At 50.2% G+C, this 24,727-nt stretch carries 27 protein-coding genes and 1 riboswitch; of the genes, 9 read left to right on the forward strand and 18 right to left on the reverse strand.

The features are described from left to right. Positions 1 to 126: 126 nt before the first annotated feature. Entirely contained in the window at positions 127 to 1,218 is a 1,092-nt protein-coding gene (locus tag NBZ79_RS00765) for a TRAP transporter substrate-binding protein (protein WP_251934580.1), read from the reverse strand. Further along, positions 1,215 to 1,952, reverse strand: coding sequence for a hydroxyethylthiazole kinase (gene thiM / locus NBZ79_RS00770; RefSeq protein ID WP_251934581.1), 738 nt, complete (start codon positions 1,950 to 1,952; stop codon positions 1,215 to 1,217). The genes NBZ79_RS00765 and thiM overlap by 4 nt, the downstream gene beginning before the upstream one ends. 61 nt (positions 1,953 to 2,013) lie before the next feature. Further along, positions 2,014 to 2,115, reverse strand: a riboswitch (TPP riboswitch). A gap of 149 nt (positions 2,116 to 2,264) precedes the next feature. On the opposite strand from thiM, the gene NBZ79_RS00775 reads away from it, so the two are divergent. Next, positions 2,265 to 3,476, forward strand: a complete 1,212-nt coding sequence (locus NBZ79_RS00775) for an MFS transporter (RefSeq protein ID WP_251934582.1) — start codon at positions 2,265 to 2,267, stop codon at positions 3,474 to 3,476. 116 nt (positions 3,477 to 3,592) lie between these two features. Next, the gene (locus NBZ79_RS00780) at positions 3,593 to 4,543 is read left to right on the forward strand and encodes a hypothetical protein (RefSeq protein ID WP_251934583.1); all 951 of its coding nucleotides are present in this window, start codon (positions 3,593 to 3,595) and stop codon (positions 4,541 to 4,543) included. Positions 4,544 to 4,551: 8 nt separating this feature from the next. Here NBZ79_RS00780 and NBZ79_RS00785 read toward each other — a convergent pair whose 3' ends face one another. The 6 genes from NBZ79_RS00785 to NBZ79_RS00810 all read right to left on the reverse strand — a co-directional run bounded on the left by NBZ79_RS00785 (position 4,552) and on the right by NBZ79_RS00810 (position 9,153). After that, a complete protein-coding gene (locus NBZ79_RS00785; RefSeq protein WP_251934584.1) occupies positions 4,552 to 5,451 on the reverse strand; it encodes a DMT family transporter in 900 nt (299 codons plus the stop codon). A 151-nt stretch (positions 5,452 to 5,602) separates the two neighbouring features. Next, positions 5,603 to 6,064, reverse strand: a complete 462-nt coding sequence (locus tag NBZ79_RS00790) for a MaoC family dehydratase (RefSeq protein ID WP_251934585.1) — start codon at positions 6,062 to 6,064, stop codon at positions 5,603 to 5,605. Positions 6,065 to 6,083: 19 nt separating this feature from the next. Beyond that, positions 6,084 to 6,566, reverse strand: a complete 483-nt coding sequence (locus NBZ79_RS00795) for a MaoC family dehydratase (RefSeq protein WP_251934586.1) — start codon at positions 6,564 to 6,566, stop codon at positions 6,084 to 6,086. 57 nt (positions 6,567 to 6,623) lie between these two features. Next, positions 6,624 to 7,406: a VOC family protein gene (locus NBZ79_RS00800; protein WP_251934587.1), complete on the reverse strand. Its 783-nt coding sequence runs from the start codon at positions 7,404 to 7,406 to the stop codon at positions 6,624 to 6,626. 175 nt (positions 7,407 to 7,581) lie between these two features. Further along, a complete protein-coding gene (locus NBZ79_RS00805) occupies positions 7,582 to 7,842 on the reverse strand; it encodes a DUF1127 domain-containing protein (protein WP_251934588.1) in 261 nt (86 codons plus the stop codon). A gap of 159 nt (positions 7,843 to 8,001) precedes the next feature. Continuing rightward, positions 8,002 to 9,153: a M20 family metallopeptidase gene (locus NBZ79_RS00810; RefSeq protein ID WP_251934589.1), complete on the reverse strand. Its 1,152-nt coding sequence runs from the start codon at positions 9,151 to 9,153 to the stop codon at positions 8,002 to 8,004. A 266-nt stretch (positions 9,154 to 9,419) separates the two neighbouring features. On the opposite strand from NBZ79_RS00810, the gene NBZ79_RS00815 reads away from it, so the two are divergent. Beyond that, the gene (locus tag NBZ79_RS00815) at positions 9,420 to 11,933 is read left to right on the forward strand and encodes a CHASE2 domain-containing protein (protein ID WP_251934590.1); all 2,514 of its coding nucleotides are present in this window, start codon (positions 9,420 to 9,422) and stop codon (positions 11,931 to 11,933) included. Here NBZ79_RS00815 and NBZ79_RS00820 read toward each other — a convergent pair whose 3' ends face one another. The 7 genes from NBZ79_RS00820 to hmgA form a co-directional block, all read right to left on the reverse strand. Continuing rightward, a complete protein-coding gene (locus NBZ79_RS00820) occupies positions 11,934 to 13,322 on the reverse strand; it encodes a phenylacetate--CoA ligase family protein (protein WP_251934591.1) in 1,389 nt (462 codons plus the stop codon). Between the two features lie 97 nt (positions 13,323 to 13,419). Next, entirely contained in the window at positions 13,420 to 14,043 is a 624-nt protein-coding gene (gene maiA / locus NBZ79_RS00825; RefSeq protein ID WP_251934592.1) for a maleylacetoacetate isomerase, read from the reverse strand. Positions 14,044 to 14,058: 15 nt separating this feature from the next. Continuing rightward, positions 14,059 to 14,256, reverse strand: a complete 198-nt coding sequence (locus NBZ79_RS00830; protein WP_251934594.1) for a DUF2783 domain-containing protein — start codon at positions 14,254 to 14,256, stop codon at positions 14,059 to 14,061. Then, positions 14,253 to 15,887 (reverse strand): FAD-dependent oxidoreductase, encoded by a 1,635-nt coding sequence (locus tag NBZ79_RS00835; RefSeq protein ID WP_251934596.1) that lies wholly within the window; start codon positions 15,885 to 15,887, stop codon positions 14,253 to 14,255. Before NBZ79_RS00835 ends, NBZ79_RS00830 begins: the two co-directional genes overlap by 4 nt. A 4-nt stretch (positions 15,888 to 15,891) precedes the next feature. Beyond that, a complete protein-coding gene (locus NBZ79_RS00840) occupies positions 15,892 to 16,842 on the reverse strand; it encodes an MBL fold metallo-hydrolase (RefSeq protein ID WP_251934597.1) in 951 nt (316 codons plus the stop codon). Between the two features lie 15 nt (positions 16,843 to 16,857). After that, on the reverse strand, positions 16,858 to 17,883 hold the full coding sequence (locus NBZ79_RS00845) for a fumarylacetoacetate hydrolase family protein (RefSeq protein ID WP_251934599.1): 1,026 nt from the start codon (positions 17,881 to 17,883) through the stop codon (positions 16,858 to 16,860). Then, positions 17,880 to 19,190: a homogentisate 1,2-dioxygenase gene (hmgA, locus tag NBZ79_RS00850; protein ID WP_251934600.1), complete on the reverse strand. Its 1,311-nt coding sequence runs from the start codon at positions 19,188 to 19,190 to the stop codon at positions 17,880 to 17,882. The genes NBZ79_RS00845 and hmgA overlap by 4 nt, the downstream gene beginning before the upstream one ends. Before the next feature lie 84 nt (positions 19,191 to 19,274). Here hmgA and NBZ79_RS00855 point away from each other — a divergent pair, with 84 nt between their 5' ends. Continuing rightward, entirely contained in the window at positions 19,275 to 19,730 is a 456-nt protein-coding gene (locus tag NBZ79_RS00855) for a MarR family winged helix-turn-helix transcriptional regulator (protein ID WP_251934602.1), read from the forward strand. Positions 19,731 to 19,736: 6 nt separating this feature from the next. On the opposite strand, the gene NBZ79_RS00860 is transcribed toward NBZ79_RS00855, so the two are convergent. Further along, complete coding sequence (locus NBZ79_RS00860) at positions 19,737 to 20,549, reverse strand: phytanoyl-CoA dioxygenase family protein (protein ID WP_251934603.1); 813 nt, start codon at positions 20,547 to 20,549, stop codon at positions 19,737 to 19,739. 71 nt (positions 20,550 to 20,620) lie between these two features. Between NBZ79_RS00860 and NBZ79_RS00865 the strand changes: the two genes are divergently transcribed. Next, entirely contained in the window at positions 20,621 to 21,259 is a 639-nt protein-coding gene (locus NBZ79_RS00865; protein ID WP_251934605.1) for a hypothetical protein, read from the forward strand. A gap of 12 nt (positions 21,260 to 21,271) precedes the next feature. On the opposite strand, the gene NBZ79_RS00870 is transcribed toward NBZ79_RS00865, so the two are convergent. Together NBZ79_RS00870 and NBZ79_RS00875 are read right to left on the reverse strand one after the other, a co-directional pair. Then, positions 21,272 to 21,880 carry a glutathione S-transferase family protein gene (locus tag NBZ79_RS00870; protein ID WP_251934607.1) on the reverse strand — a complete coding sequence of 203 codons (609 nt, stop codon included), beginning with the start codon at positions 21,878 to 21,880 and terminating at the stop codon, positions 21,272 to 21,274. A 38-nt stretch (positions 21,881 to 21,918) separates the two neighbouring features. After that, positions 21,919 to 22,524 (reverse strand): carboxymuconolactone decarboxylase family protein, encoded by a 606-nt coding sequence (locus NBZ79_RS00875; protein WP_420854567.1) that lies wholly within the window; start codon positions 22,522 to 22,524, stop codon positions 21,919 to 21,921. A gap of 209 nt (positions 22,525 to 22,733) precedes the next feature. On the opposite strand from NBZ79_RS00875, the gene nthA reads away from it, so the two are divergent. The 4 genes from nthA (at position 22,734) to NBZ79_RS00895 (ending at position 24,722) form a co-directional block, all read left to right on the forward strand. After that, the gene (nthA, locus tag NBZ79_RS00880) at positions 22,734 to 23,354 is read left to right on the forward strand and encodes a nitrile hydratase subunit alpha (RefSeq protein WP_251934616.1); all 621 of its coding nucleotides are present in this window, start codon (positions 22,734 to 22,736) and stop codon (positions 23,352 to 23,354) included. 1 nt (position 23,355) lies between these two features. Further along, the gene (nthB, locus tag NBZ79_RS00885) at positions 23,356 to 24,021 is read left to right on the forward strand and encodes a nitrile hydratase subunit beta (RefSeq protein ID WP_251934618.1); all 666 of its coding nucleotides are present in this window, start codon (positions 23,356 to 23,358) and stop codon (positions 24,019 to 24,021) included. Continuing rightward, positions 24,014 to 24,388, forward strand: a complete 375-nt coding sequence (locus NBZ79_RS00890; RefSeq protein ID WP_251934619.1) for a nitrile hydratase accessory protein — start codon at positions 24,014 to 24,016, stop codon at positions 24,386 to 24,388. The genes nthB and NBZ79_RS00890 overlap by 8 nt, the downstream gene beginning before the upstream one ends. Positions 24,389 to 24,458: 70 nt before the next feature. Beyond that, positions 24,459 to 24,722 (forward strand): hypothetical protein, encoded by a 264-nt coding sequence (locus NBZ79_RS00895; protein ID WP_251934620.1) that lies wholly within the window; start codon positions 24,459 to 24,461, stop codon positions 24,720 to 24,722. Positions 24,723 to 24,727: the final 5 nt, after the last annotated feature.

A 24,727-nucleotide genomic window follows, 5' to 3' on the forward strand; every position in this document is an offset into this window, starting at 1 on the left:
GTAGATATGCTTACCGCGAAAAGGGCGTAAGCCTGTATGCGGGATACCTATAAGACGAACGGTTGGACCGTTATTCGACAGACGGAGAGATTATTTTTTCAGATATTTATCTATTTAGTGAAAATATCAGTTATCGCGCGCGTTCAGAAATGCTTGCCGTCCCACCTTAGCCCAGGTTTCTGACAGCGCCATAGCCTGACGATAGGAAGACAGGATTTCTTCGGCAAGCGGATCTCCCCAGACAAACTTGTCGAGTATCCCGGGAGTCAGGGCTTTCGCTTTCGCCATGATATCTGAAGGGAACTCACGAATCTGGGCTTTTTCACCGTCGATCAGATTAGCCAGCGCCCGGGCATTTTCCCAGTCAGATTCAGAGAGTGCATAGGCATTTTCGGCTTCACAGGCGTTTTGCACAATTGCCTGCAAATCTGGACTAAGCGCCTCAAAAGCGGCTTTGTTGACAAGACATTCCGCACTGCCATTGGGTTTGTTGAAGGTAGGCCAGTAATAAAAAGGTGCAGCTTTGTAAAAGCCAAATGCCCGATCGCTCCAGGGGCCGAGAAATTCGGCTGCATCGACAACGCCGCTTCGTAATCCAGAATAGATTTCCCCCGGCGGCAGTAAGATTGCGGTTGCGCCCATCTGTTTATAGATTTCCCCGCCTAGGCCAGCACTTCTGATTTTTAGCCCTTGTAGGTCTTTCAGGGAGGTTATTTCCTTTTTGAACCATCCACCCATTTGAATGCCTGTGTTACCCGCCATAAAGGGTTTGATGTTAAAGGGCGCGTATAATTTGTCCCAAAGCGCCTGCCCGCCGCCCTGATTAACCCAGGCTATGTGCTCGCCGGAGGTAAGGCCGAACGGAACAGTCGTAAAAAATACGCTCGCCTTGGCTTTGCCTTGCCAGAAGAAGGAAGCAGTATGGCCAAGTTCGGCAACCCCTTCACCAACTGCACCAAAAACTTCCAAAGGCGGAACCAGCTCGCCGGCGCCATAAAGCTTGACGTTCAGTTTCCCATTACTCATTGCCGTGATACGGTCCGCCAGCCGCTGCGCGGTGGTTCCAACGCCAGGGGCGCCTTTTGGCCAGGAAGTGACCATTTTCCAGTGTAATTTGTCGGCGGCGAGGACGGGTGATCCGATCATTGTTGCGGCAGCAGCAGGTGCGGCAACGCTGGCGGCTTTTAGAAGTTTACGCCGGGATAAAGGGGTGTTCATGTCAAGGGTCTTTCGGTTGAGGAAGATTGGCTGGTGAAGTAAATTTCATCAAGAATTGTAGCGGCAAAAGCGCCAGGTCCAGAGGCTTTTCGGGCAGCATTTTCGCCAGTTTTGCCTAAAGTGTGGAGGCCGGCGACGACCGCATCGAAGTGGCCGGCAGTGTCAGTCACAGCACAAAAGGCGGAAAGGACGGCAGTTCCGGCACAGCCGATACCGGTGACACGACTCATTAGCTCATGGCCAACATGAAGCGTGCTTTCCCGGTTGCCATCGGTGACAAAATCTGTGGCGCCGGTGACGGCGACAATCGACCGATTGTCCCGTGCCAGCGATTTCGGATCTGAACCCAGTGCCGATATCTCCCCGGCATTTCCCCGTATGACGGCCGGTTCCCGCTTAATCAGCTCTTGAGCATAGGCCAGCCGCACCGGAGCTCTATCAATGAGAACCGGGTCCAGTATCCATGGGATGTTGTTCTCCTGCGCAGAGGTGATGGCGGCTTGAATGGCATTTTTCCGCAACGGGTCCAATGTCCCGATATTGACGAGCAATGCCTGGGAGCGAGCTGTAAAATCCGCGACTTCCGATATATCCGATGACATAGAGGGAATGGCGCCGACGGCCAGAAGCATATTGGCGGTCAGGCTCTGGACAACGGTATTTGTCAGGCAGTGGACCGCCGGGCGCTGATCCTGTATCAGATTGAGATGGCGCGAGGCCAGATCTTCGTTCATACACCTCTCCTCCATTATGATACCGGCGGAAGGGTCTCGAACACGGATTACCTAAAACGAAGATGAACCTGCCCTCAAATCCCTACGCCGGTTCTAACCAGATCAGGTTCTACGGGTCAGCTTCTCTCGCTTCTCAGCCTTTTGGGCGCCCCGATGAGTTGACGGCTATAGTAGGCTGAAATCCGGGATTTGCAACGACAAACTTCGCCGAAATACACCAAAAATCCCGTTATGCGTGATTGAGATAAGACAACACTCTTTTCAGTATGCTAAACTTATTAAAAAGAAACCATTTAACGATCGGACATTTCCGTGAACGCCCAGAAACTCCGCTTTACCTTTTTGAATTTCGGTCATTTTGTCGATCATTTATTTATGCTGATATTTGCCAAGGCAGCCTTTAGCGCTGGTTTGTCCTTCGGTCTGGCCCAGGACGGCGCTTACGCAGAGATGATCCCATACGGTATTCCGTCACTTGTGCTATTCGGCGCCTGCGCTCCGATTGCGGCGCATCTGGCGGATAAATGGCAGCGAAACGGTATGATTGCGGTGTTCTTTATTGGCATTGGGGCGTCGGCTATTGCAACGAGTTTTGCGCAAAGTCCATTGCAAATGGCCTTTGGCTTGGCGGCAATCGGGGTTTTTGCGGCGATATATCACCCCGTGGGGATAGCCATGATCATACAAGGGGGTGGTAATATCGGCTGGCGTCTTGGCGCCAATGGCGTCTGGGGTAATATGGGAGTTGCCGCAGCACCGTTGTTGACCGGCTTTATTCTCGCTGATTACAATTGGCAGCTGGCTTTCATTGTGCCTGGGGTTCTGGCCATTCTCACAGGTATCGGTTTTATTATGTTTGTCCGGCGGGGCCGCGTTCGCCCGCCTGCACCTTCTGCGTCAGAAAAAGCGATGGTTGGGTTTATGCCAGGATGGCCCCGTGCGCTGCTTGCAATTGCCATGGTTACGTCAGCAGGCGGCTTTGTTTTCGGTACCATGACCTTTGTCATCCCGCGTATGTTTGAAGTCAGCATGCCGGATGTTACCGTGAACGTTGCAACGACGGGTCTTCTAGCGGCATTGGTCTACGCCCTTGCAGCGTTTGCACAGCTTGTTGTCGGACGGCTTATTGATCGTCATGATATCCGAACTGTTCTTCTTGTTGTTGCCATCGCCCAGCCGCTTCTCATTGGCGTGATGTCCATACAAATCAATTTGGCCTTGTTTTTCTCCACCTTGGCGGCCATGGCTTTTGTTTTTGGGCAAATCCCCATAACCGATGCGGTGATTTCCCGTTATGTCCCGGATGTATGGCGAGCGAAAATACTGTCTGTTAAATTGCTGCTGAATTTGGTTATCGGAGCTCTCGCCTTGCTTGCCGCTCGTTTCATCCTTGAGTCAGGGGAAGGTTTCGACAGGGTCATGGTCGTTGCAGCCCTTACCGCCTGTTGTATAACCGGTGCCGCTTTGTTGCTGCCCTCGCAACGGATCATCGACAAAAATCTTTCCGGCACACCGGCGGAATGAGATTTGAGAAATACCAAGCAGGTTTATTTGCCCTGTGTAACGTCAAGTTTGGCTCGGGTGCAGATTATTGCCTGAGCGAAATAGGTGTGCCATAGTAGGAAAAAAAGGATCTGAAAATGGGCATTTCGCAAACCATTAGACCAAAAAACCTCCTTGCTCCTCCTGTTAAACTGGACGCTGCATTTGAAAATCCGGATGAGGTTCTTGATCTATTCAAAAAAGGCAGCCCTTATAAAACACTCGCTGCTGTTCACAGAAATGTCGGGGAAACTTCGGCGGGCTGGTTTCGGAACTTTTGGGCGCTGGGCGGAAAAGTCGTTATGCCGGGCGCTGAACCGTTTTTCAATAATGAACGATTTATGGAAGCGGCAAAAATTGCCTTTCAGGCAGAAGTAATCCGGCCCGTTGCCATGATGACAAATTTGAACCTTCCGGCGCCGTCCTCACCCTGTCACCAGGATTTACCGTTTTTTCGCGGGGTAACAAACCGTGAGGTGCCGAGCTGGATGCTTGCGCCAATGGGTTATTCCGGCTTGTTTCATGACTGGGCGATCCCTGTTGCGTCGGCCATAACCTGGTTTTATGACGGCGAAGGCGGTGATTTTGAGTATTGGCCCAATGGATTGGATAAACCGTCCATAACCGAACGGCCGCCTTTTTCCAATACCTGCGTCCTAGCCGATAACGAATATATGTATCACCGGGTGGGCGGTGTCGGTAGCCCTGCCGAGTACAGTCATTATGAAAATATCGGATATGATGCCACTCTGGAGCTCTCAAAGGAGAACAGGTGGCAGGTGATGGAAAGTGGTAAAGATATCGCTGATTTTGCCTTTGATAAGGTCCGTTTGTCTGTTTTATGGAAGGCTTACTGCTTCGAGACGGCCGAGATGGCAGAATCTTACGATAATCACAGCTATGACCTGGATACGAAGATGATTGCAGATATCTTCTGTGATGATTTACGGGGTCGCGGCATTGATTGTGTCCGGCCGACGGATTTCGCCACTGACAAGCAGTGGAAAGAAACCATTACAACTGTTTATGCTGCGGCAACAGCGGATTAGGAATCTTTTTAGGTTTGTACTTTCTGTCGATTGACCAGTGCCATGCCACAAACCATAAGCAAGAGCGCAAACCACAGGAAGTAGGTAAAATCTTCACCGTAAATAAAGAACCCAACAAAGACGCCAGTCATCGTACTGACATATCCTATGAGGCTTTGGAAAACGACACCTTGCGACTTTTGAAGCTCGAAAAGAATTAAATAGGATATGAAGGCGGTCAGGATCTGAAAAACCATGATCCAGTCAGCTGCGGATGTGAGATAGAACGGCCAGTAGGCTTCCCCGCGCCAGAAAAGGATTGGAAGCAGCATAATCGCGGACATACTAAGGGTACCGGTTGCTAACTGTGACGCAGATGCCCCTTTGGGCCAGGCGATTGTTCTGAATATGCCACCAGTTGCAAGTGAAAGCGGAATGATTAAAGCGCTATAAGTCCATAGAGCGCCTTCGGAGTCTATCAGGGTTGTGCCCGGGAGGTAAATTATGACGGCCCCCGCGAGGCCCAGCAGGACACCAAGTGCCCGCAATCGCCGAAATAGTTCCAATTTTAACACGACTGCAAAAACATAGGTTAAAACCGGAACCAATGTGAAGGAAATGGCGACCAGACCAGCACCTATTTCTTCCACGATAATGACGGTTGCAAGCGAAGGGATAACGAATGTCAGTAACGCCGAGATGGCATAGTAAATAAGAGAAGCAGGTGCGAGGGACGGTACCTTTCTTGTTACGCATGTCCATATCAGCAATCCGGCGCTGGCGCCTAAAGCGGCATAAAACATATAGGAAACAGGTGGTATGCCAGCTCGCAGTCCGATTTTACTAAGCGGGGCAAAAGAGCCCAGGCAAGCACCACCGATTGCCAAAAGCAAATATGGCTGCAGACGAGCGGGTAAAGATGTAGTCATTCAATCTTTCAAAAAAAAGAATTTGGTGTGTGCAGGTTATCTATTCAATTTCGACGGTATTGAGACTGCTTTCTAAAAATACCATTTCAGTTTAGAACGCTGTAAGTGGGAAAATCCAGTGGAATAAACACCCGGTATCTGGAGTATATCCTTATTCCGGTTGACCGGGAATGACATCAAGGAATTCCGCCATGGCATTTCCCGTCGCGACAAGTCCGTCAAGTTGATTGGTTACCTCTATTTCGAACAGCACCCAGAAACCCTTATCAGTTTGCTTCTTCTCCGTCAGAGTTGCCTTGGCTGTGATGGTATGGCCCAACTGCACGGGCTTTAGCCATCGGGTTTCCAGCCGGCGATGATATCCTCCCTTAGGCAGGAGCCAATCTGTCAATGTACGCGAAATGAGGGCAAAATTTTGCATACCATGCATGATAACGCCTTCAAAACTGGTCTTTCCGAAGGTATTTTCCATGTATTTATCGTCGAAATGTAGCGGATTATAATCCAGCGATGCATCGGCAAAAGCCTGTATGGTCTCGCGGGTGACGGTGAACGGTCGCCCGGTAATAATCTCGCCGGTCTGGATCTCGTTGAATTGAAGCTGTGCGGTCATGGATCGATTTCCCCTTGGGCTAATTGGGCCGAATTGTTTGTCCGCGACCGGTACAAACAACTTGTCCATGTTGGTTGGTGAACGTATTTTCGTGCACTGCAAATAGTCGATCTTTCTTGATAAAACGATCAAGGGCCGTCCCGCGCATGGTTATGGTATCACCGGGCCTGATGGGGATATGATACGACCAATTCTGGCCGGCATTAATAGTCCCCGGTGAGCGCATCCAGTCTTCGGTCGTTGTACAGGCGAACATCAGAAGTATATGGATCGACGCGGGTGCAATAATACCGCCATATGGGGTTGTCCGGGCATAGGCCTCATCAAAGTAAATGGGATTGTCTTCACCGACTCCTTTCGCATATCGAGCGATAACCTCTTTGGTAAGGGTGACGGGCCGCGTGTCGCGCAGCTCTCCGGGGATGATCTGATCCCAGGTCTTTCGTTTATCGACATCCTTCCAGAAATCGGTTTCAAAATTATCAAGGTCAAGAATTGTCATATAAGCCTCTTTTCTGGCGATTTACTGACGCGGTGGCGCCATCTCGCTCTTCATTCTTCAGGCGGCGGATTGCAGGCGGAAGGTGACACCGCAACATTCAAAACTATTCTCCGTCGCGGCACATCCCAGATCTTCTGCCTGCTTGAGAACGCGGGAACGGTTTTTGACGGTCATGTTAATGGATGTCAGCATTTCCTGTGAATTTTTCGAATTTTGGCGAAAAGTGAGGATACCATAGTCGAGCTGGATATCCTGGATTCCGGCTTCGCCTGATTGCAGGGGCTTGTCGCAGAGTCTCGCCCATAATTCTGCCCGTATCGCAGCTTTCGGACTGCAAAACTCAATTCCCAGAATATCCGAGGTAACATCGGTGCTCAGATATTCCTGCCAGTTATCTCCGGCCCATTCATAGCGACCAAGCCGGTCATCCCCACCATAATGGTGGTCAAACTCCATCATGGTTGCACCTGTCTGCTTTGGGTTGAGCTGCAGTAAATCCGCTTTTTCATTATATCTTTCGAAGATCGGGTCGACGCCTGCCGCGTTGGCAAGTGCCTTATGTTTGGCCACATCACTGCAATCAAAAATCGCCATGTAACCGCCTCGCCCCTGGTTTTTGGCAAGAAAGCGATGGACGGTGGTATTTTCCACAACGGGTGCAACGATTTCAATAAAGGTTCCGTTGACGGCATACATAATGTTTTCGAGGCCGAAATTTTCCAGCTGAGAACGATGACAGACATCCAGGCCAAGAAGATGAGACAGATCATGTTCCGCTTGCTTGATGTCAGTTGTGGCTAGGCAGATTTGCCGGAGCCTTACATAGTCTGGTGGTGTCATTTTCCCTCCCGTTTGCCGCCCTGTGGGGCAGCCGGTTTCTTATTTTTGACGACCGTGTAAAAACAGTATTTCAAAATACAGAAGGAAGGTAAAGGACAGGTTGGATAAAAAATTCTGGAGATACGGCAAAGAAGTTGTCTTTTGCCCCTAAGGGCAAGCGGCGCTGACGCGCCGCTTAGCGATAATACCGTGCCTTGGATAAATCTGCTCCATGATCCACGATTGCGGAAATTTCCGACCGGTGGACGCCAATGCCGCGCAACATGTGGTCATTCATACCGGAAAATTCTGCAACGGACTTGTGATAGCTCCATCTCTGCTGAACCGACTTACAGGTGCTAAACAATATTTCCGCGATGCGGGACAATACTGAGACCGCCACTATGCCGATCGAGATGTTCCGGGTTTCAGTATGTTCTATATATGCGTATGTCATGTCCAATGTCCTTCCTTTTTATCGTCAGATCGGGGGTGTCTTTTTTTCTAAAGCCCCTATTGTTCTGATGATTTGAATATGAAGGGTGTTGGTTTCAGCTCCATGTCTGGAATTCGAGATTAATGTTTCAATTGTTACGTTGCCGCTTCAATCGAGTAATTATTCAAGCCGTTCAAGCAATTTCACCCAGGTTTTGGCTCTCGGCTCCAGCGAGGAGACCAGGATAAATTCGTCCAGGGTATGGGCACCGGCACCGTCAGCACCCATACCGTCCAGGGTTGGAACCCCCATGGCTCCGGTGAAATTACCGTCTGAACAGCCGCCGGTCATGGTTGTATATTGCAGATCAAGGTCATGTTCGAGGCTTGCGTTCCGTGCAATGTCGAACAAGGCGGCGGTTTCGTCGTTCATTTCAAAGGGGGGCCGATTCATGCCGCCATCGATGGTGAGACATACATCTGGATCATATGCTTTCAGGCCATGTATGATCGCAACCATCTCTTCTCCGTCCGCCATGGTTTTGACACGCATATCAACATTGATATGGCATTCTCTGGGAACTACATTGGTGCCCGTGCCGCCTTCCACCAACCCTACATTGAGGGAAATCCCACGTTGGTAATCGGTCATGTTCTCGATATCCAGAATCTGGCGGGCCATTTCCTTGATGGCACTGCGACCGTCTTCATGCTTGGCGCCGGCATGGGCAGGAACTCCGGTGGTTTTCAGCTGGAAATTTCCCCACCCTTTACGGGCCACCACGATTTTTCCACCGTCGCGAGCTGGCTCAGTCACCAGAACATATTTGGCTTTTCGGGCTTCTTCTTCAATATATTTACGACTATAGGGACTGCCGACCTCTTCTTCTGGCACAAACATGAAGGTTACCGGCAGTTTCGGGCTGTTGCCCTGCCGTAAGAGATGTCGATAGGCGTAATAGGCAAGATACGCGCCGGCCTTCATATCGTAAATTCCGGGGCCATAGAGCTTGTCTGCATCGCGCCGTATGGGATTGTCGCCCTCCTTGGTGCCCAGTGGATGTACGGTATCGATATGGCTTAGGATCAGGATCCCCGGAGTTGACTCATCCGGATGCGCTGAACGGGCCCGAACAAGATCTCCCCATCCATCTTCCCCCCTAGTCCGTTCAACTTCAAGACCGGCAGCAAGGCATTGGGCCTCAACCAGCGTCGCCATTTCATTGACAGCCGCCTGATCCGTGGACGGGCTTTCGATCTTGACCCACTCTAGAATCCCCTCGACAATTTCTTCGGGGTCGATGAGAGGGTGATTTTTTTGATGATTATCCATTATATATTATAATTCCCTGGCCTAAATCGTAGATTTGTACTTTCCTGCATTTCGGAGGATAAATAAAGAAGAACAATCCTCTCGTTTTTTTCAAAAGTAATACTTTAAATCTTTGAGGCTGACTCAAAAAAGGGTAGTAACTTAGCCTGATGATGATAGGCTTGCTTTATGGATATTATTGTGAATTTTTGTAGTTCAACTGACTTTTATGCTGTGCGTGACGCGTGAATATGTTTTTTAACCCTGCCTTAAAAACGGTCTAGGACATGGCGCAAAGACTTCCAGTTCCCATAAGCCGGCTGAGCCAGGCAATGATAGTGCTTGGAATTTGTGCCGCGATTGTCGTTGGCTTTATCAATGCCCGGCATCTTCTTGTGCTCCGACAGGCTGAAGATCAGTTATTGTCCGCAAGATTTATGGTGCGCGGCCCGATCCCTGCGGATCGAAATATTCAAATTGTTGTTCTGGAAGAGGAACGGCTAACAACTCCCTCCGTCATATTGACGAATGTCACCAAGGCAATTGAGCATCTGACGGAGAATGAGAATAGTATAATCGTTTTTGATCAGACGTTGATGGACCGCATTACAGCAAGTAATTTTACCGGGAATGACCCGGCATTATCCGACGCTTTTATCTCAGCCTTGTCCAAGTCTGACCGAATACTCACACCTTACAGATTTACACTCGATTCAGGAGATCGAACAGACATTCCCGAAGCCATCAACGAAACTGCATATCGTGTTTATCGATTTCGTGATGATACGGCCCCGCAATTACCTTTGAACCCGCAAGCTGTCGTGGCGCCATCCCGTGAAATTCTTGCGGTGACGACACCAGGCCATGAAACCTTTATTGATGACGGAACGATGTATCGTCAATTTGCTTATCCGGTATTAGGTTATAAAGGGGAGTATTTACCCTCTCTTGCGGTTGAAGCCGCCACGTCCTTTATGAATATAGCTCCGACTGACGTCAGCGTATTCTTCGGATCTGGTTTGCAAATAGGCAGCAATTACATTCCAACAGACTCCTCCATGCAGATGGCATTGAATTATAGGGGTCCAGTGGGAAGCTATCAATATCGCACCCTTTCGGAAATTCTTGAGACACCGAATTCAAAGGATAAGTTCGGAATTGTCCTGCTTGGTGCCGTTACTGCGGATCAGCAAGCGACATCCGTGACTCCTTTTGATCGAACCCTTCCAAATATCGAAGTTCTTGCAACGTCCATCGATAATCTGCTGAATGCAGATCCGCTAGACCGGTCACAACAGGTCATAATTCTCGATATTATATTAATTGCGATTGTTGGGGTGTTTTTCGCTCTTTTGGCAACATTGCGCAGCGGTTTGGTTGTTCTGACATTGGGCGTGCTTATGGGTGCGCTCATTACAGTGCTCAATTTCAAAGCTTTTACGCTGATTAACCTGGGGCTTAACCTGACTTTTCCGTTGGGGACAGTCATTTTATGCGCTGTCTATTTGTTTATAGCAAAGAAAGTGACCAACAGGCGGTTGCAGGTAATAGAAGAAGCAGAGAAAAAAGATACCAGCAAATATGCAGCTCCCTGGATTGCGGAGCGGGTACGTAAGGCAAAAAATGTTATTGCAGCAGAAGAAGCCGCTGCAGCAGCGGAAGAAGAGGCGGCTTTGGCAAAAGCAATGGAAATGCAATCTGCTGAAGAAGAACTCGTTCTTACGGACGTCGTTCTGGTGACGGAGGAAGATATTGAAAGTAGCAGGTCCAGCAAGCCGTTGGACGCTGAAGAAGACATTCTAGAGACCGCAGAGCCGGATGTAGTGGAAGAGCCTCTATTCTTAAGAAAACCAACAACAACAGAGACACTTCATCTCTCTGGAGTAGAGGAAGTTGAACCAGCTATTCCGTCGGAACCGGCGGAGTTATCGCCTGTAGAAGCTGTTGTAGATACCACACAGCAGGAAGAGGCTGATGAGGTAATGGACGATGTCGAAACCGCGTTTGTGGAAGTTACAAAAGCTACAGTAAGTGAAGTGGTAGAAGAAAGCGCGGAAGAAGCTGATGTGCCAGTTGACGTGGTAACAGATGAAAATCCGGAGATTGCGCCTGTTTCAGTTACACCGCCGGGGCTTGCTGAGCCCGCCAACGAAGATCTTGCCGCATCCGGTGATGAGCGTGAAAAGACTGATGCCGCTTATCATTTTGACGTGGCCTTACTCTTTGTCGATTTGACTGGGTACGAAGCGGCAAATAGCGTTTTAGGGCCAACCAGGTTGGCGCAGATACGGCACTCCCTGCAAGGTATTGTTGAAGCAACCGTTTCCCGATATGCAGGTTACGCGAATAGTTTCGGCGGTGACGGTGTTATCGGAATTTTCGGGTTGCCGGACGCGCATATGAATGACAGCATCAATGCCTTGCAATGCGCCCGGGACTTAACGGAAGAAATCGCTCAATGGCGCAGCAATCAGGCGCTGCCGGAAGAGGTAGATCTGAAGTTTGGAATTGGCATGCATTATGGTCAACTCTCCATCGAAGATAGTGACGCTTTCAATGACGGGCAATTAAGCATTAAAGGTGAGGCGATTTCGGTTGTGAGCCATCTTGAGAAAATGTCAATTACCCATTCAAAAGCAGTTATTGCTTCCGATGCAATTGTCGATGAAATATTGACAGTCGGAACGTCGAACGAGCTGCTAAATGGATTTAGACCGCTTCCCTTGCAGGATGTGCAATCCAATGGAAGCCGCCAACGGGTTTGGCAATGGGACGGCCCGGACTCGACAGCCTCTTCCTAATTATATTGGGATAAACCGACGCAATTTCCCTGTTTCTTTGTGACGTTGAACAGTTTCGACAAATTCCACAATGATTTCCGGAGCGGTCAATCCATGGGCGATCAAAGCTGATTCTAGATCAGATTCCAGAAGGGTTTTATCAACATCCCCGACAGAAACAACGGAGATTATGGCACCGGTTTTCGTCTGCCGGACCTGATATTCCTCAATTTGGGGATGTTGTCCCAAGGGGGTTCGGAAGACCAGGGGGTGAATTTTGACATCGTTCTCATAGATAAAGGCATCATCGGCGCGTCCCCGGACCTCCTCAATCAAAGGGAAGATGGATCCGCAGCTGCACAGGTTTTTACTTGGAATGGCGATATCTGAAATTTCATAGCGGATCATCGGCAAGCTTGTTCCAAAAAGAGATGTTGCAAGTATTTTATCAATTTCATCAGGATTGTCCGTTGGTCGGTTATCGTGATCGACAAATTCACAGATCACCATATCGTCAGTCATGTGCATTCCCTGATGGGCATCACACTCCACGCCGATATGACCGACTTCGACGCAGCCCCACATATTATTGATTTCCAGCCCCCAGGCTTCTTTGGCAGCGATTCTGGCTTCGGGCAGCAGGGGTTCCGAGTTGGATGAGACGCGGTGCGGTGAAATATCCAGATTGCCCGCCACTGCCTCAATCGCGAGTTCCTGTATGGCGGAAGAAAAACCGTTAATTTGTGATGGCTGCGCTTTGTTGAGCTGGCTGACAAGTGTTGTCATTGGGGTTGCCGCAGGAAACCATTCCACCGCCAAATCCGGGTAGGGCGTGACTGAAAATAAAAAAGGGCTGCCATGAACGGTTTCGCCAGCTTCAACGACGGCAAGTAAGTGATCTCCGGTCAGGGTTTCAGTCGGTTCATCCCGCATTTGATAGCGAAATGTCGCACAGGCAATCTCAATAAATTCATCCCATCCCCAGACGAAGACACCGCGGGAGCCTGTGGATCCCCCCGTTGCAAAAATTTCATAATCGTCCAGGTAATAGTAGGGGGCTTCGGGATCCCGCAGCTTTTGGGTGATATGGTTATTGGCGCCTTCCAGGGTCAGCCGTGCATCCGTGACAATCTGATCCCAGTTTCCCATAACATCCCCTTTGGTCATGATGGGCAGAGACTCCAAATCTTTCTCCTGAAATGTATCAATATCAATGTTGCTTAATCGATCCTTGTGCCATGGGGAATTTTCGGTTGCATGCTTTAACAGGGACCGCAGCCCCTTTTGCCGTTCCTGCTTGAGAGTTTCGGCGGACCAGGACAGTCGTGCAAGGTGAGCTGGTAACCGTTTCGCTATGGCATCCAGATGTCGTTGACGTTTTTCGCCACTTAACCGAAATCTATGTGACATGCAGCCTCCCTTTTTATCCCAATTGAAAAAGATATATGGATTTCTTTTTAGGGGCAACAGATCGCAGGCAAGGGGGCAAGCGCAGAAGCAAGTTTGTTTACCGAACGGCGTCAGGGTGAGCTTTTTGGAAGGCCTCGATTTCCGCACATCGCTGACCAATTTCGGAAATTCGCTTAAGTGATGAGATATCAAATCCCCACCGGTCCGCGTTATAAATCTGTGGCATCAGGCAAATATCGGCAAGGGTTGGGCAATCCCCATAGCAGAACGGCCCAGCTCCTGCGTCGTTGATGAGTTGTTCGAGGGCCGTCATCCCTTTTCCAATAAAATGCTTCATCCAGTCTACTTTAACGGGATTGCTGCTGGTTGCGAGATCCGCCGCATAATTGACTACGTTGAGATTGCAAACGGGATGAATATCCATGGCAACCAAATGGGCCAAGGCGCGTACGCTTTGCCGGGCGTCCGCGGTTTCACCAAGCAAAGGCGGCGTTGGATAAAGTTCATCAAGATATTCGATGATGGACAGCGATTGGGTGAGCGTCTTACCCTTCATCATCAAAACGGGGACATAGCCTTGTGGATTATGGCTGTACAATTTCTCGCCCGCGGCAAGATCCACCACTTTGGATTGGAAAGTGAGTTTTTTCAGGTTGAGCGCAATGCGCACGCGATAACTGGCTGAAGACCGCCAGTAGTCATACAGAACAATATCGCTCATATGTTGGCTCCCACATTATGGCGCCACGGCGCCCTCAAGTGTTTTTTTAAGGATGTCAAAATCACCCACTTCATTTGCGAGAAGAAGGACCAGGCGGGCATTCAGGGCAGCAGAATCGTCATCACTCAGATTTTCATGAGCTCTGAGCAATAGTTCGTAGAAATCATCCCGATATTCTTGAAGGTTATCTTCACCAATTTCCCGGTATGTCATTGCGCGGCCTCCAGGGGTTCACTTGACTGTGCGCGGTGCAGGGATGGCAACAGCTTTTCTGTTTCCTCTAACCCAAAGCATGCTGCAATATGCTGGTCAGGCCGGATCAAATAGGCCAAATCATTACCATATTGTTGCGCCACATTCCCCTCACAATCATATAATCCGGTGCCGCCGGCATCCGTCGTTACATGCAGATGACGCGCACCAGTCAGATCAAGCTCATGTGTAGAACTACCGATTGTCAAAAGAACAAACTCACCCCCCAGATGATTGAGCAACCAACTATTCTCCCCTGCTTGCTCGAGCGCGGCATCCGGGCAAGGTGTACCTGGGGTCAGGCCACGTGTAGATGTTGACTTGGTTTGGAGCGAAAGCCCGGCAAGGGAACAAGGCACGGACAACCGACCTGAATTCACCAGGGTTCGGGCAAAGGGGTAATCTTTTGCGAGTTTCAGGATTTCGTTGCGGAATATACGCTCCATTTTCGATTTGGGTGTCATGAAATTTGTGGCGCGCGAAGAGTTCTTGATATTTTCCTGTGCGCCGATACTCCGTTCCTCATCATAGCTGTCAAGTAAGACGGGTTCAGCCCGGCCCTGCAAGACAGCAGCAAGCTTCCAGCCCAGATTGTCCACGTCCTGAATGCCGCCGTTACCGCCGCGTGCACCGAACGGCGAGACCGTATGGGCACTGTCACCGACAAAAATCACGCGGCCATGGACAAACTGATCGAGTTTTGCGCATGTGAAACTGTAAACGCTGACCCAATCCAGTTCGAAAGGACGATCGCCGACAATTGCCTTGATGCGCGGAATAACATTCTCCGGCTTGCTTTCCGCCACCGGGTCTGTATCCGGCCCCAGTTGCAAATCGATGCGATAGATATTGTCAGGTTGCTTATGGAGCAATGAAGACTGCCCCTGGTGAAAAGGCGGCTCAAACCAGAACCAGCGCTCATGGGTGTCTTCCTCGTCGAAGGGGCTTTCTGCCATTTTCACATCGGCGATTAAAAAGCGTTCCTCAAAATGCTGTCCTTTAAACGCCAAGCCCATTCTGTCGCGGATAGCAGATTTCGCGCCATCGCAGGCGAGCACATAATCGGCTGCCAGATCATAGGTTCCTTCAGGGGTTTCAACCTGCAAAGTCACTTGATCCAGCCCAATGTCTTCCCCGACGACCTTGCTCAACCATCGAACTTCAATGAGGTCAGGAAACTCTGCTGTGCGGTCCACCAGATATTGTTCAACATAATATTGCTGAAGATTGATAAAGGCGGGCATCTTGTGACTATCATTGGGCAGTAAATCGAAATTATAAACTTCGTTCTCGCCATGAAACAGTCGGCCCACCTTCCAGGTGACACCTTTTTCCAGCATCCTATCCGCGACACCAAGCCGGTCAAATATTTCGAGTGTTCGCTTCGCCCAGCAAATGGCCCTGGAACCGACGGAGACCACATTATTATCGTCGAGGACAACGGAACGGATCCCGTGCATCGCCAGGTCAATGGCCATCGCGAGACCGATGGGTCCCGCGCCAACGATTGCTACGGGATAGCGGGTTGAAGCCTCCCCGCGAAGTTCAGGTGGCGTAACGAATGGATACCGAATTCCCTGGTAATGCGGCATGATTTTATCCTTGCAGTGAGGCCCACATCTCCTTGTCGCGTTCGGCTGTCCAAATCCTCGGCGTATCGATACCCCTTGCCTCGTCATATGCGCGGGCGACATTAAATGGCAGGCAATGTTCATAAATTGCATAGTCGGCGAATTTTGGATCGCATTCTGCGCGTACAGCGTCCCAGGCTTCTTTCAACGATCCACCGCGGGCGGCAACCGCTGCTGCTGGACGATACGTGCTTTCCACGAAATCACGGGTGTTGTTCAGCGCGGCGGCAACTAACTCGTCCCCGACCAAGGCGGCGCCTCGTCCGGGAACAATGGATTTAGGCTTGAACGCCGCGATGGCATCCAATGTGGTGCCCCAATCGCCAAAATGGCCGTCGCCGCAATAACAGGCGGAGTGGTACTCAACTACATCGCCGGAAAACAGGACTTCCGCATCCGGCACATAAGTTACGACATCGCCGGCCGTATGAGCCCGCCCCAAATGCATCAGGTCGACGCGTCGGTTGCCAAGATAAACGGTCATTCTGTCTGAAAAGGTATGTGTTGGCCAGGTGAGGCCTGGAATGTCTTCATGGCCTTCGAAAAGGCGGGGAAAGCGCTCAAATTCGCTATCCCAGTCTTCCTGTCCACGCTCAGCGACCATGGCGCGGCATTTATCCGAGGCAATGATTTGTTCTGCGCCATAGGCGGATGCCCCAAGAACCCGGACAGCGTGATAATGTGAAAGCACCACATATTTTACCGGCTTATCGGTCACTGTCCTGATTTTCTCCAGGACCATATTCGCCATGCGCGGCGTCGCTTGCGTATCAATAACCATCACACTGTCATCACCAATGATGACGCCGGTATTGGGATCCCCTTCCGCAGTAAAGGCCCACAGATCTTTACCAATTTCCGTAAAAGAGATTGTTTTTTCTTCCATATCGCCTTGTGAGGCAAATGCCTTGCTCATGTTATGTCCTTTTCCCTAATCCGTTTCTTTTGGCGCATATTTTTCAACAGTCTGCTGAATAGCCCCGAAAATGGAGTTGCCAGAGGCATCGAGCATTTCAATACGGACCGTATCACCAAATTTCATGAAAGGCGTGATAGCTGCACCTGTTTCGATGGTTTCGATCATCCGTATTTCAGCTATACAGGCATATCCTGCTCCCCCTTCGGAGATGGATTTACCCGGACCGTCCCCCAGTTTGTTTGAGACAGTCCCCGAGCCAATGATCGTACCGGCACAGAGCGGCCGCGTTTTAGCCGCGTGCCGGATGAGTTCGGCGAAATTGAAGGTCATGTCAATACCTGCATTGGCTTTTCCAAATGGCGCACCATTATAATCCACCATCAGCGGCAATGAGAGCTTGTTGTCCTGCCAATTCGATCCCAACTCATCTGGCGTCACGGCGACAGGTGAAAAGGCGCTGGATGGCTTGGCATGAAAGAAGCCAAAGCCCTTGCCAAGCTCGGCAGGGATTAAGCCGCGAAGAGAGACATCATTGGCGATCATAATCAAACGAATGGCTGACGCCGCCCGGTCCAGATCTGCACCCATGGGGACGTCATCGACAATTACGGCAATTTCGCCTTCCATATCGATACCATACGCTTCCTCCGCCATTATTATGGGGTCATGGGGTGCCAGAAAGCTGTCTGATCCGCCCTGATACATCAACGGATCGGTCCAAAAGGAAGGCGGCATTTCGGCTTTACGGGCCTTGCGTACCAGTTCGACGTGATTGACGTAAGCTGATCCGTCTGCCCATTGATAGGCCCGCGGTAGCGGTGAATGGGCAGTTTCCTCCTTGAAAGGCTCTCCGGTATTTGCGTTGTTCTCGAGCTCTTTGGCAGCTTGCGCAAGCAATGGTGCTTTCGCCTGCCAGTCATCAAGGGCAGCTTGCAGGGTCGGCGCAATCTCCGAAACGGGTTGGTATCGACTTAAATCCGACGTTACAACCACGAGCTGGCCGTCTCGTGACCCATTTTTCAAACTGGCGAGTTTCATTTCTTTCCTTCTTTTGTGCCGTCGAACCGTTTTTCCAAACCGGACCAACAGTCAATATAATCTGGTTGCAGTGTTTCAAGATTGGCCGCAAACGCCGTTATTTGTTGGGGCAGGCGGGTTTCGAACATAAACGCCAGGGTGTTTTCCAGTTTTTGCGGTGTCAGGTCGGCCGTTGTTGCTTTGAGAAAGCCTTCGGCATCGGGGCCATGCGGCAGCATCATATTATGCAGGCTCATGCCGCCGGGCACAAACCCTTCTTCCTTGGCGTCATATTGTCCGTAAATCAGTCCCATGAACTCGCTCATAATGTTGCGATGGTACCAGGGTGGCCTGAATGTGTTTTCCGCAACCATCCATCTTGCTGGAAAGATTGCAAAATCGACATTGGCAGTTCCCGGCTCGTTTGAAGGTGCTGTTAAAACAGTGAAAATCGAAGGGTCCGGATGATCAAACAAAATGGCGCCGACGGCACAGAATAGTCGTAAATCGTATTTAACGGGCGCAAAATTACCATGCCAGGCAACTACATCCAAAGGTGAATGGCCAATATCAGTCTGATAGAATTTCCCGCCCCATTTCACCTGCACGGAACAGGGCGTATCTTTCTCTTCATAAGCGGCGACCGGGCTCAGGAAATCTCGCGGATTAGCGAGACCGTTGGCACCGATTGGTCCGCGTTCCGGCAATGTAAACCGGGCGCCGTAGTTTTCACAAATGTAACCGCGGGCAGCGCCATCAACACAGCCCATCTTAAACATTATACCACGGGGAAGGATAGAGATTTCCCCAGGCTCAACTTCCAGAATCCCAAGCTCTGTCTGAATTTCCAACCTGCCTTGTTCGGGGACGATGAGCATCTCGCCATCGGCATTAAAGAAATAATCATCTGTCATGCTGTCATTGAACGCGTAGGTATGGGAGGCCATGCCTGACTGCGACCGGACATCACCCGCCGTGGTCATTGTTTTTACGCCGTTGAGAAAAGTCGTTTTCGTGCTGGGTAAGGGCACCGGATTCCAGCGAAACTGGCCAATCGGTAAATCGTGATCACCCGTGGACGGGGGAGATAGCCAATTCGGATAGGAAACAGGCGAGAAATGCGCCGTATGACGAACGGATGGTCGCATGCGATATAGCCAGGAACGGGCATTTGTCGCGCGTGGTGCCGTAAAAGCGGTGCCCGAGATTTGCTCAGCATAGAGGCCATAAGCGCAATTTTGCGGACTATTCTGGCCTTTTGGCAATGCGTCGGGCAGGGCTTCGGATTCCATTTCGTTGCCAAAGCCAGACATATAGCTGAGTTTCATGCCCATAATCCTTGTTGATCTTCTTACATGTAATTGGTATCATATGTAACAGTTGTAAATGTAACTATCAAGGGATTTTTCAGCATGAGCCTTGTTCTCGAGCAGTTCTTGCCATATCGGCTCAATCGGTTGGCCGACAGCTTGAGCAAAAATGCCAGCCAGGCTTATAAATCAGAATACGGACTGAGCAGACCTGAGTGGCGGGCGTTTGCATTGCTTGGGCAGCAGGGAACGATGACCGCTACAGAAATTGCGCATTTTTCCACCATGGATAAGACGAAAGTCAGCCGAGCCCTGTATGCGCTTGAGAAAAGAAGCTGGCTGATCCGCAACCAGGATGATAAGGATCGGCGGCTGGAGCATCTGGCGCTGACGCCGGCTGGCCAGAAAGCCTATGAAATACTTGTACCAAAAATGCTAAAAATCGAAACGGACATGATTGCCAGGTTGGGGGAAACCAATTTCGCCGCTCTCAACCAGGGACTCGATGCTCTTGAAAGCCTTTTCGCTGATGAAACAATAGCCTTAAATTCCAAGTAAAAACATCTAACGCGCCCAGACAACGGGGAATAGATCACTATCCAGCGGTCCGCCCGCTGGAATTAACGGGTCGCGAAGCATTTTCTGAAGATTAGGCCGCGGATTATAAGTGACGTCGTGACCGGTCCAGCGTTGAATGTAGGCCCGGCGACGAACATTCTTCAATTTGTTGGGTTGGGCGCCATGCAATAAAAGCCCATGATGAATTGTGCAGTCTCCCGGCTCCAGCTCGAACGAAACAATGTCATAGTCTGATCGATTATTTTCAATATCGGGTACTTCCGGGAGCTCTTCTTCATATGTCTGGCTCGGGTCAAAACTGATGGCCAGATATTTTTGGTTCCATCGGTGAGAGCCACGCACATATTCCACTGCACCGCTATCATATGTTACCGGATCAAGCGCTAGCCAAAGGGTCGATACTTGCTCACCGGCAACGGGCCAATAGGTGTAATCCTGATGCCATGCCGTTGGGGTCGATGTATCTGGTTCCTTCACCAATATCTGGTCAAACAGTAAATTTACCTTGTTGGCCTTCATCAAGGACGCGGCGATCAAGGGAGCAGGTGAGTTGAAAACAGCATCCCGAAATCCTTCCAGATGATGGCTCACAAAGGTATCTCCAAAGAAAAATCCGGTTGAGTCTTCCGCATCAATACTTTTCACCATGCCTGATGGATGGGCGATGTCCTCTTCTACCAGATCCTGAATTCGGTGCACCCATTCCTTATTGAAGAAATTTCGCAGGCAAATTACGCCCTCTTTTTGAAATGTCTCTATTTCGTCGATTGTAATTTCTCTGTGCAGTGGATTTTTCATTATTTATGCTCCAGAATAGATTTAACTATTGCGCATATACTATACTTACTTGAATTAACAGGGAATGCAAATTGGCCTCGCCAAAGTTTGACTCTCCGGCAGCAGAGTATTTCAGGAAAAATTATTTGTGGCCTGAAGAGAAAGTTCTTTGGGCCGGACAGCCGGCGCGCGCCCGTGTCCTGATGTTCAATGCCTGGTTTTGCGTAGTGGGGTGCTTTCTTTGTGTGTTTCTGTTCCTGATTTGGCGATCAATCCCAGACTATGGAGACATTCGGCTTCCGGAAGCCTTGTTGGGTTTCGGATCGCTATGGCTGGCCTTGACGCCGCTGCGTTATCTTTGGCGGGGATCGCGTACGGCGTATTTTGTCACCGACCAAAGAGCGGTCATCCTGGAAAAGGGATTGCGCGTCCGGGAAACCGTTTTCCATCCAGCGGATATCACGGAGTACAAGCTCATCCGCAGAAGCGGTGACCGCGGTGATATTCAACTACGGGTCAGCAAGAACCGTGCATCTAATCCTTATCAGGAAGACAAACAAAGATGGGTTCCGGGAAATTTAGGTACAATGGTGACCGTGTCAAGCACTGGGTCGTTTCTTTCGTACAATGACGGATTCTGGGGGGCAGATCACATATCCGAGGCTGCAGTCGCATTGAATGATATTCGGCTAAGCGCCGAACGGGATCAAAAATTCCGCCAAAAAACGTGAGGCAGAGGTAACTTATGCTCTGGCAGTCGGCCTGCTGGTAACCCGGGTCCACCAGCCGCTCAGGTTCGAATGTGTCTCTGGCACGCGAACGCCGACCGCCTTGCCAATGAGAACGGCACATTGCCCGGTGATGTCGGCGATTGTGTAATCGTCAGTGGCCAGAAACTCGCGCCCTTCCAATGCCGTTTCCATCCAGTCGAGGGTTTCTGTGGCATGGGTATTACAAACCGCAGCCCAGTCCGGTACTTGTGTTCTGAGGTCCTTCCACATGGGGTGTGAATGGGTAAATATATTGATAAGCGGATAGAGTAGCTCAAGTTCCATTCTTCGGTTCCACATTTCGACTTGCGCCCTCTCGATTTGTGTCCGGCCCATTAGCGGTGGCGTGGGATATTCTTCTTCCAGAAAACGGCAGATGGCATGGCTTTCCGAAATACAGGTTCCATCATCCAGCTCAAGAAGCGGCATGCGCCCCAGGATGTTTTTCTCCAGATATTCCGGAGATTTATGAAAGCCTGTCGATAAGTCTATATCCTGCGACGGGATTTCGACGCCTTTTTCAGCTAGGAAAATTCGCACACGGCGGGCATTGGGAGAGGCTTTGAGGTCGTATAAATTCATGAGTTTTCCTCATCTTATATGTTTCCCCCAACAAGTGCTTATGCGTGATTCCAGTTATCTGGCTCATCGGAGTTGTTTGGTGATAAGCCGATGATATCATTTTCCGTGTTAATGCCAAGCCCCAGAACAGTGCGGTTGGCATAAGAAAAATAGGCGACAACCTGGTTGATCTCCAGAACCTGGCCGTCATCCAGCCCCGAAAGCCGCAGCTCGCTGATCATTGCGGCATCTATATGGGCCGGGCGGGTGGTTAGCACATTGGCATACAGCATCATTGCCAGATCGGGACCGTCAAATACCTGTTCCGGTAAGCCGGCCGTTAGCGCACTTCTAATTTTTTCCGCGAATTCGTCATCTTTAACAAGTCGCTTCAGGCCTTCAAAATGATGCTCTACGCAATACATACATTCGTTGATCAAGCTGACATAAACACCAAGTGCTTCAAGTTTCCATTTAGGCAGGGTATTTGCGGAATGATGCAGCACATGCTTGTAAAGGCTCATATGACCTTCCATGGTGTGGGGCCGAAGAGAATGCGCCATCATGATATTGTCGACGTTATTATCCGGGCCTTTTACGCGATCATATAATTTCTTGAGTTTGCCTTCGGCATCTTCATAACTGATTGTCTTGATCCAGGTCATTTCATTTGCCCCATATTCACCAATGCGATCCAGTTGACATAAAAATGATGTCGGGAGCAAGGCAATCCGTTCAACGGGCCTTGTTTCCGGCATCAATAAATTTTATCGTCAGTTTGCTTTTGTACTCCGCAAGTTTCCAGCCTATATTCGCAGATGGCGCATTAACGAAAAGTGAAGAAAGACGTTTTGAACGTTTCGAGGAACCTCATATGGCCCATGATCACAAACATAATGACCCCTTACCGGATACAGTTCTTCGGGTAAAAAGTCTGGAATCTCTGTTAGTTGAGAAAGGGTTAGTTGAAACGGCCGCTCTTGATGCCTTGGTGGAGCGATATGAAAAGAAGATCGGCCCGCAAAATGGCGCAAAAGTTGTCGCCCGGGCCTGGATTGATGAAGATTATAAGCAAAGATTGCTGAAAGATGGTTCGACAGCCATTGCGGAATTCGGATTTTCTGGCGCGCAAGGTGAGGAGCTGGTTGCCGTAGAGAATACTGAAAATGTCCATAATGTCGTCGTGTGCACGTTATGCTCCTGTTATCCCTGGCCGGTTTTGGGACTCCCGCCTGTTTGGTACAAGTCTGCGCCTTACCGTTCGCGGGTAGTACGCGAACCCCGTAAGGTCTTGCAGGAATTTGGCACGGAACTTCCAGCTTCATCGGAAGTACGGGTCTGGGACAGCACAGCAGAAACCCGGTATTTGGTTATTCCCCGCCGCCCCGAAGGGACTGAAGGATTTTCAGAACAGGATCTTGCAGATCTGGTGACACGCGACAGTATGATCGGTGTGACAAAAGCCAAAACCCCCGTAAACCGGGAGGAGGCATAACATGGATGGTGTACATGATATGGGCGGTATGCATGGAATGGGCCCAGTAGAAACAGAAGAAAATGAGCCCGTTTTTCACGGCGACTGGGAAAAGCGGATGTTTGCCCTGAACAATGCGATCAGTGCCCTTGGCGTGCGGAATATCGACGAAAGCCGGCATGCTCGTGAACGTATGGCGCCAGCGGATTACCTGGGGAGTAGCTATTATGAAATTTGGCTTGACGGGTTGACCCGTACGCTCTTGGAAAAGGGGCTGATCAGCGAAGAAGAATTGTCTGGCGCCATGGCGCCTCAGCCGGTGACAACACCAAAGCCCGCCCTGAGCGCAGAGAATGTCGATACCGTTATGAGTAAAGGGGCTACTTACGTTGTTGATCTGGACATAGCCCCGGCTTTCTCCGTAGGGCAAATTGTCCGGGCGAAAAACATTCATCCGGCAGGTCACACACGGCTGCCGCGATATGCACGCGGTCATACAGGAGTTGTTCACGCGGCTTATGGTGTCCATGTGTTTCCCGATGCAAATGCCCACGGCCCTGACAAGCCACAGCATCTTTATAACGTAAAATTCTCGTCAGAAGAATTATGGGGCGCAGAGGGTACGCCGGGTGACGTCATCTATATCGACCTGTGGAATGATCATCTGGAGGATGCATCCAATGACTGAGAGCGGGGGAGAACTGGATTGGGCGCTCGAGAAGATAGATATACCGCGCGATACCGATGGTCCGGTCTTTGATGAGCCCTGGCAGGCTATGGCTTTTGCCATGACCGTCAAGTTAAACGAGCAAGGGCAGTTTAGCTGGTCCGAATGGGCGGAAATTTTTGGCGCGGAAATTGAGGCCGCGACGCTGGCAGGAGAGGGGCGCGGCAACGAAGGCTATTACCTGTGTTGGCTTGCTGCCCTGGAAAAGATTGTGGCTCGAAAGGATCTGTTGACGACGGCACAACTGGCGGACCGAAAGGAAGAATGGCGACATGCGTCTGAACATACTGAACATGGCAAGCCCATTCTATTGGACAAAATTCACTAATAACATTGCGATTGCACCCTTAAATGCGTATGTCTGCGTTACTCAAAACCGTAACTGAATTGGAAAGCCTGTGACTGAGACACCCCTTGATACCCTTCCCGATGATGATACACGTGTTAAGCTGGAAAAAGCGGCCGAGATCATCACTAAATATATGGATATGGCCCTGCAGGATTGTGTTGAGGCCGGATTGGAGCGTGAGCATTTCACCGCCGGTGTTATTGCAACCATGATGCAGGCTGTAGAAACAAGCCTCGGCGGCAATGCGGCAGGTGCCCTGCAGGAAATGGCGGCCATGGCTGTTGATCATGAAACGGAAAATCCGGTTCAGTAGATGAT

The organism is Sneathiella marina (assembly GCF_023746535.1).
GTDB lineage: Bacteria > Pseudomonadota > Alphaproteobacteria > Sneathiellales > Sneathiellaceae > Sneathiella > Sneathiella marina.

What these genes read in the sequence shown, in the direction of transcription:
- NBZ79_RS00765 (WP_251934580.1), bottom strand. Translation starts at nt 1,218, where the DNA reads ATGAACACCCCTTTATCCCGGCGTAAACTTCTAAAAGCCGCCAGCGTT.
- thiM (WP_251934581.1), bottom strand. Translation starts at nt 1,952, where the DNA reads ATGAACGAAGATCTGGCCTCGCGCCATCTCAATCTGATACAGGATCAG.
- NBZ79_RS00780 (WP_251934583.1), top strand. Translation starts at nt 3,593, where the DNA reads ATGGGCATTTCGCAAACCATTAGACCAAAAAACCTCCTTGCTCCTCCT.
- NBZ79_RS00785 (WP_251934584.1), bottom strand. Translation starts at nt 5,451, where the DNA reads ATGACTACATCTTTACCCGCTCGTCTGCAGCCATATTTGCTTTTGGCA.
- NBZ79_RS00790 (WP_251934585.1), bottom strand. Translation starts at nt 6,064, where the DNA reads ATGACCGCACAGCTTCAATTCAACGAGATCCAGACCGGCGAGATTATT.
- NBZ79_RS00795 (WP_251934586.1), bottom strand. Translation starts at nt 6,566, where the DNA reads ATGACAATTCTTGACCTTGATAATTTTGAAACCGATTTCTGGAAGGAT.
- NBZ79_RS00800 (WP_251934587.1), bottom strand. Translation starts at nt 7,406, where the DNA reads ATGACACCACCAGACTATGTAAGGCTCCGGCAAATCTGCCTAGCCACA.
- NBZ79_RS00805 (WP_251934588.1), bottom strand. Translation starts at nt 7,842, where the DNA reads ATGACATACGCATATATAGAACATACTGAAACCCGGAACATCTCGATC.
- NBZ79_RS00810 (WP_251934589.1), bottom strand. Translation starts at nt 9,153, where the DNA reads ATGGATAATCATCAAAAAAATCACCCTCTCATCGACCCCGAAGAAATT.
- NBZ79_RS00815 (WP_251934590.1), top strand. Translation starts at nt 9,420, where the DNA reads ATGGCGCAAAGACTTCCAGTTCCCATAAGCCGGCTGAGCCAGGCAATG.
- NBZ79_RS00820 (WP_251934591.1), bottom strand. Translation starts at nt 13,322, where the DNA reads ATGTCACATAGATTTCGGTTAAGTGGCGAAAAACGTCAACGACATCTG.
- maiA (WP_251934592.1), bottom strand. Translation starts at nt 14,043, where the DNA reads ATGAGCGATATTGTTCTGTATGACTACTGGCGGTCTTCAGCCAGTTAT.
- NBZ79_RS00830 (WP_251934594.1), bottom strand. Translation starts at nt 14,256, where the DNA reads ATGACATACCGGGAAATTGGTGAAGATAACCTTCAAGAATATCGGGAT.
- NBZ79_RS00835 (WP_251934596.1), bottom strand. Translation starts at nt 15,887, where the DNA reads ATGCCGCATTACCAGGGAATTCGGTATCCATTCGTTACGCCACCTGAA.
- NBZ79_RS00840 (WP_251934597.1), bottom strand. Translation starts at nt 16,842, where the DNA reads ATGAGCAAGGCATTTGCCTCACAAGGCGATATGGAAGAAAAAACAATC.
- NBZ79_RS00845 (WP_251934599.1), bottom strand. Translation starts at nt 17,883, where the DNA reads ATGAAACTCGCCAGTTTGAAAAATGGGTCACGAGACGGCCAGCTCGTG.
- hmgA (WP_251934600.1), bottom strand. Translation starts at nt 19,190, where the DNA reads ATGAAACTCAGCTATATGTCTGGCTTTGGCAACGAAATGGAATCCGAA.
- NBZ79_RS00855 (WP_251934602.1), top strand. Translation starts at nt 19,275, where the DNA reads ATGAGCCTTGTTCTCGAGCAGTTCTTGCCATATCGGCTCAATCGGTTG.
- NBZ79_RS00860 (WP_251934603.1), bottom strand. Translation starts at nt 20,549, where the DNA reads ATGAAAAATCCACTGCACAGAGAAATTACAATCGACGAAATAGAGACA.
- NBZ79_RS00870 (WP_251934607.1), bottom strand. Translation starts at nt 21,880, where the DNA reads ATGAATTTATACGACCTCAAAGCCTCTCCCAATGCCCGCCGTGTGCGA.
- NBZ79_RS00875 (WP_420854567.1), bottom strand. Translation starts at nt 22,524, where the DNA reads ATGACCTGGATCAAGACAATCAGTTATGAAGATGCCGAAGGCAAACTC.
- nthA (WP_251934616.1), top strand. Translation starts at nt 22,734, where the DNA reads ATGGCCCATGATCACAAACATAATGACCCCTTACCGGATACAGTTCTT.
- nthB (WP_251934618.1), top strand. Translation starts at nt 23,356, where the DNA reads ATGGATGGTGTACATGATATGGGCGGTATGCATGGAATGGGCCCAGTA.
- NBZ79_RS00890 (WP_251934619.1), top strand. Translation starts at nt 24,014, where the DNA reads ATGACTGAGAGCGGGGGAGAACTGGATTGGGCGCTCGAGAAGATAGAT.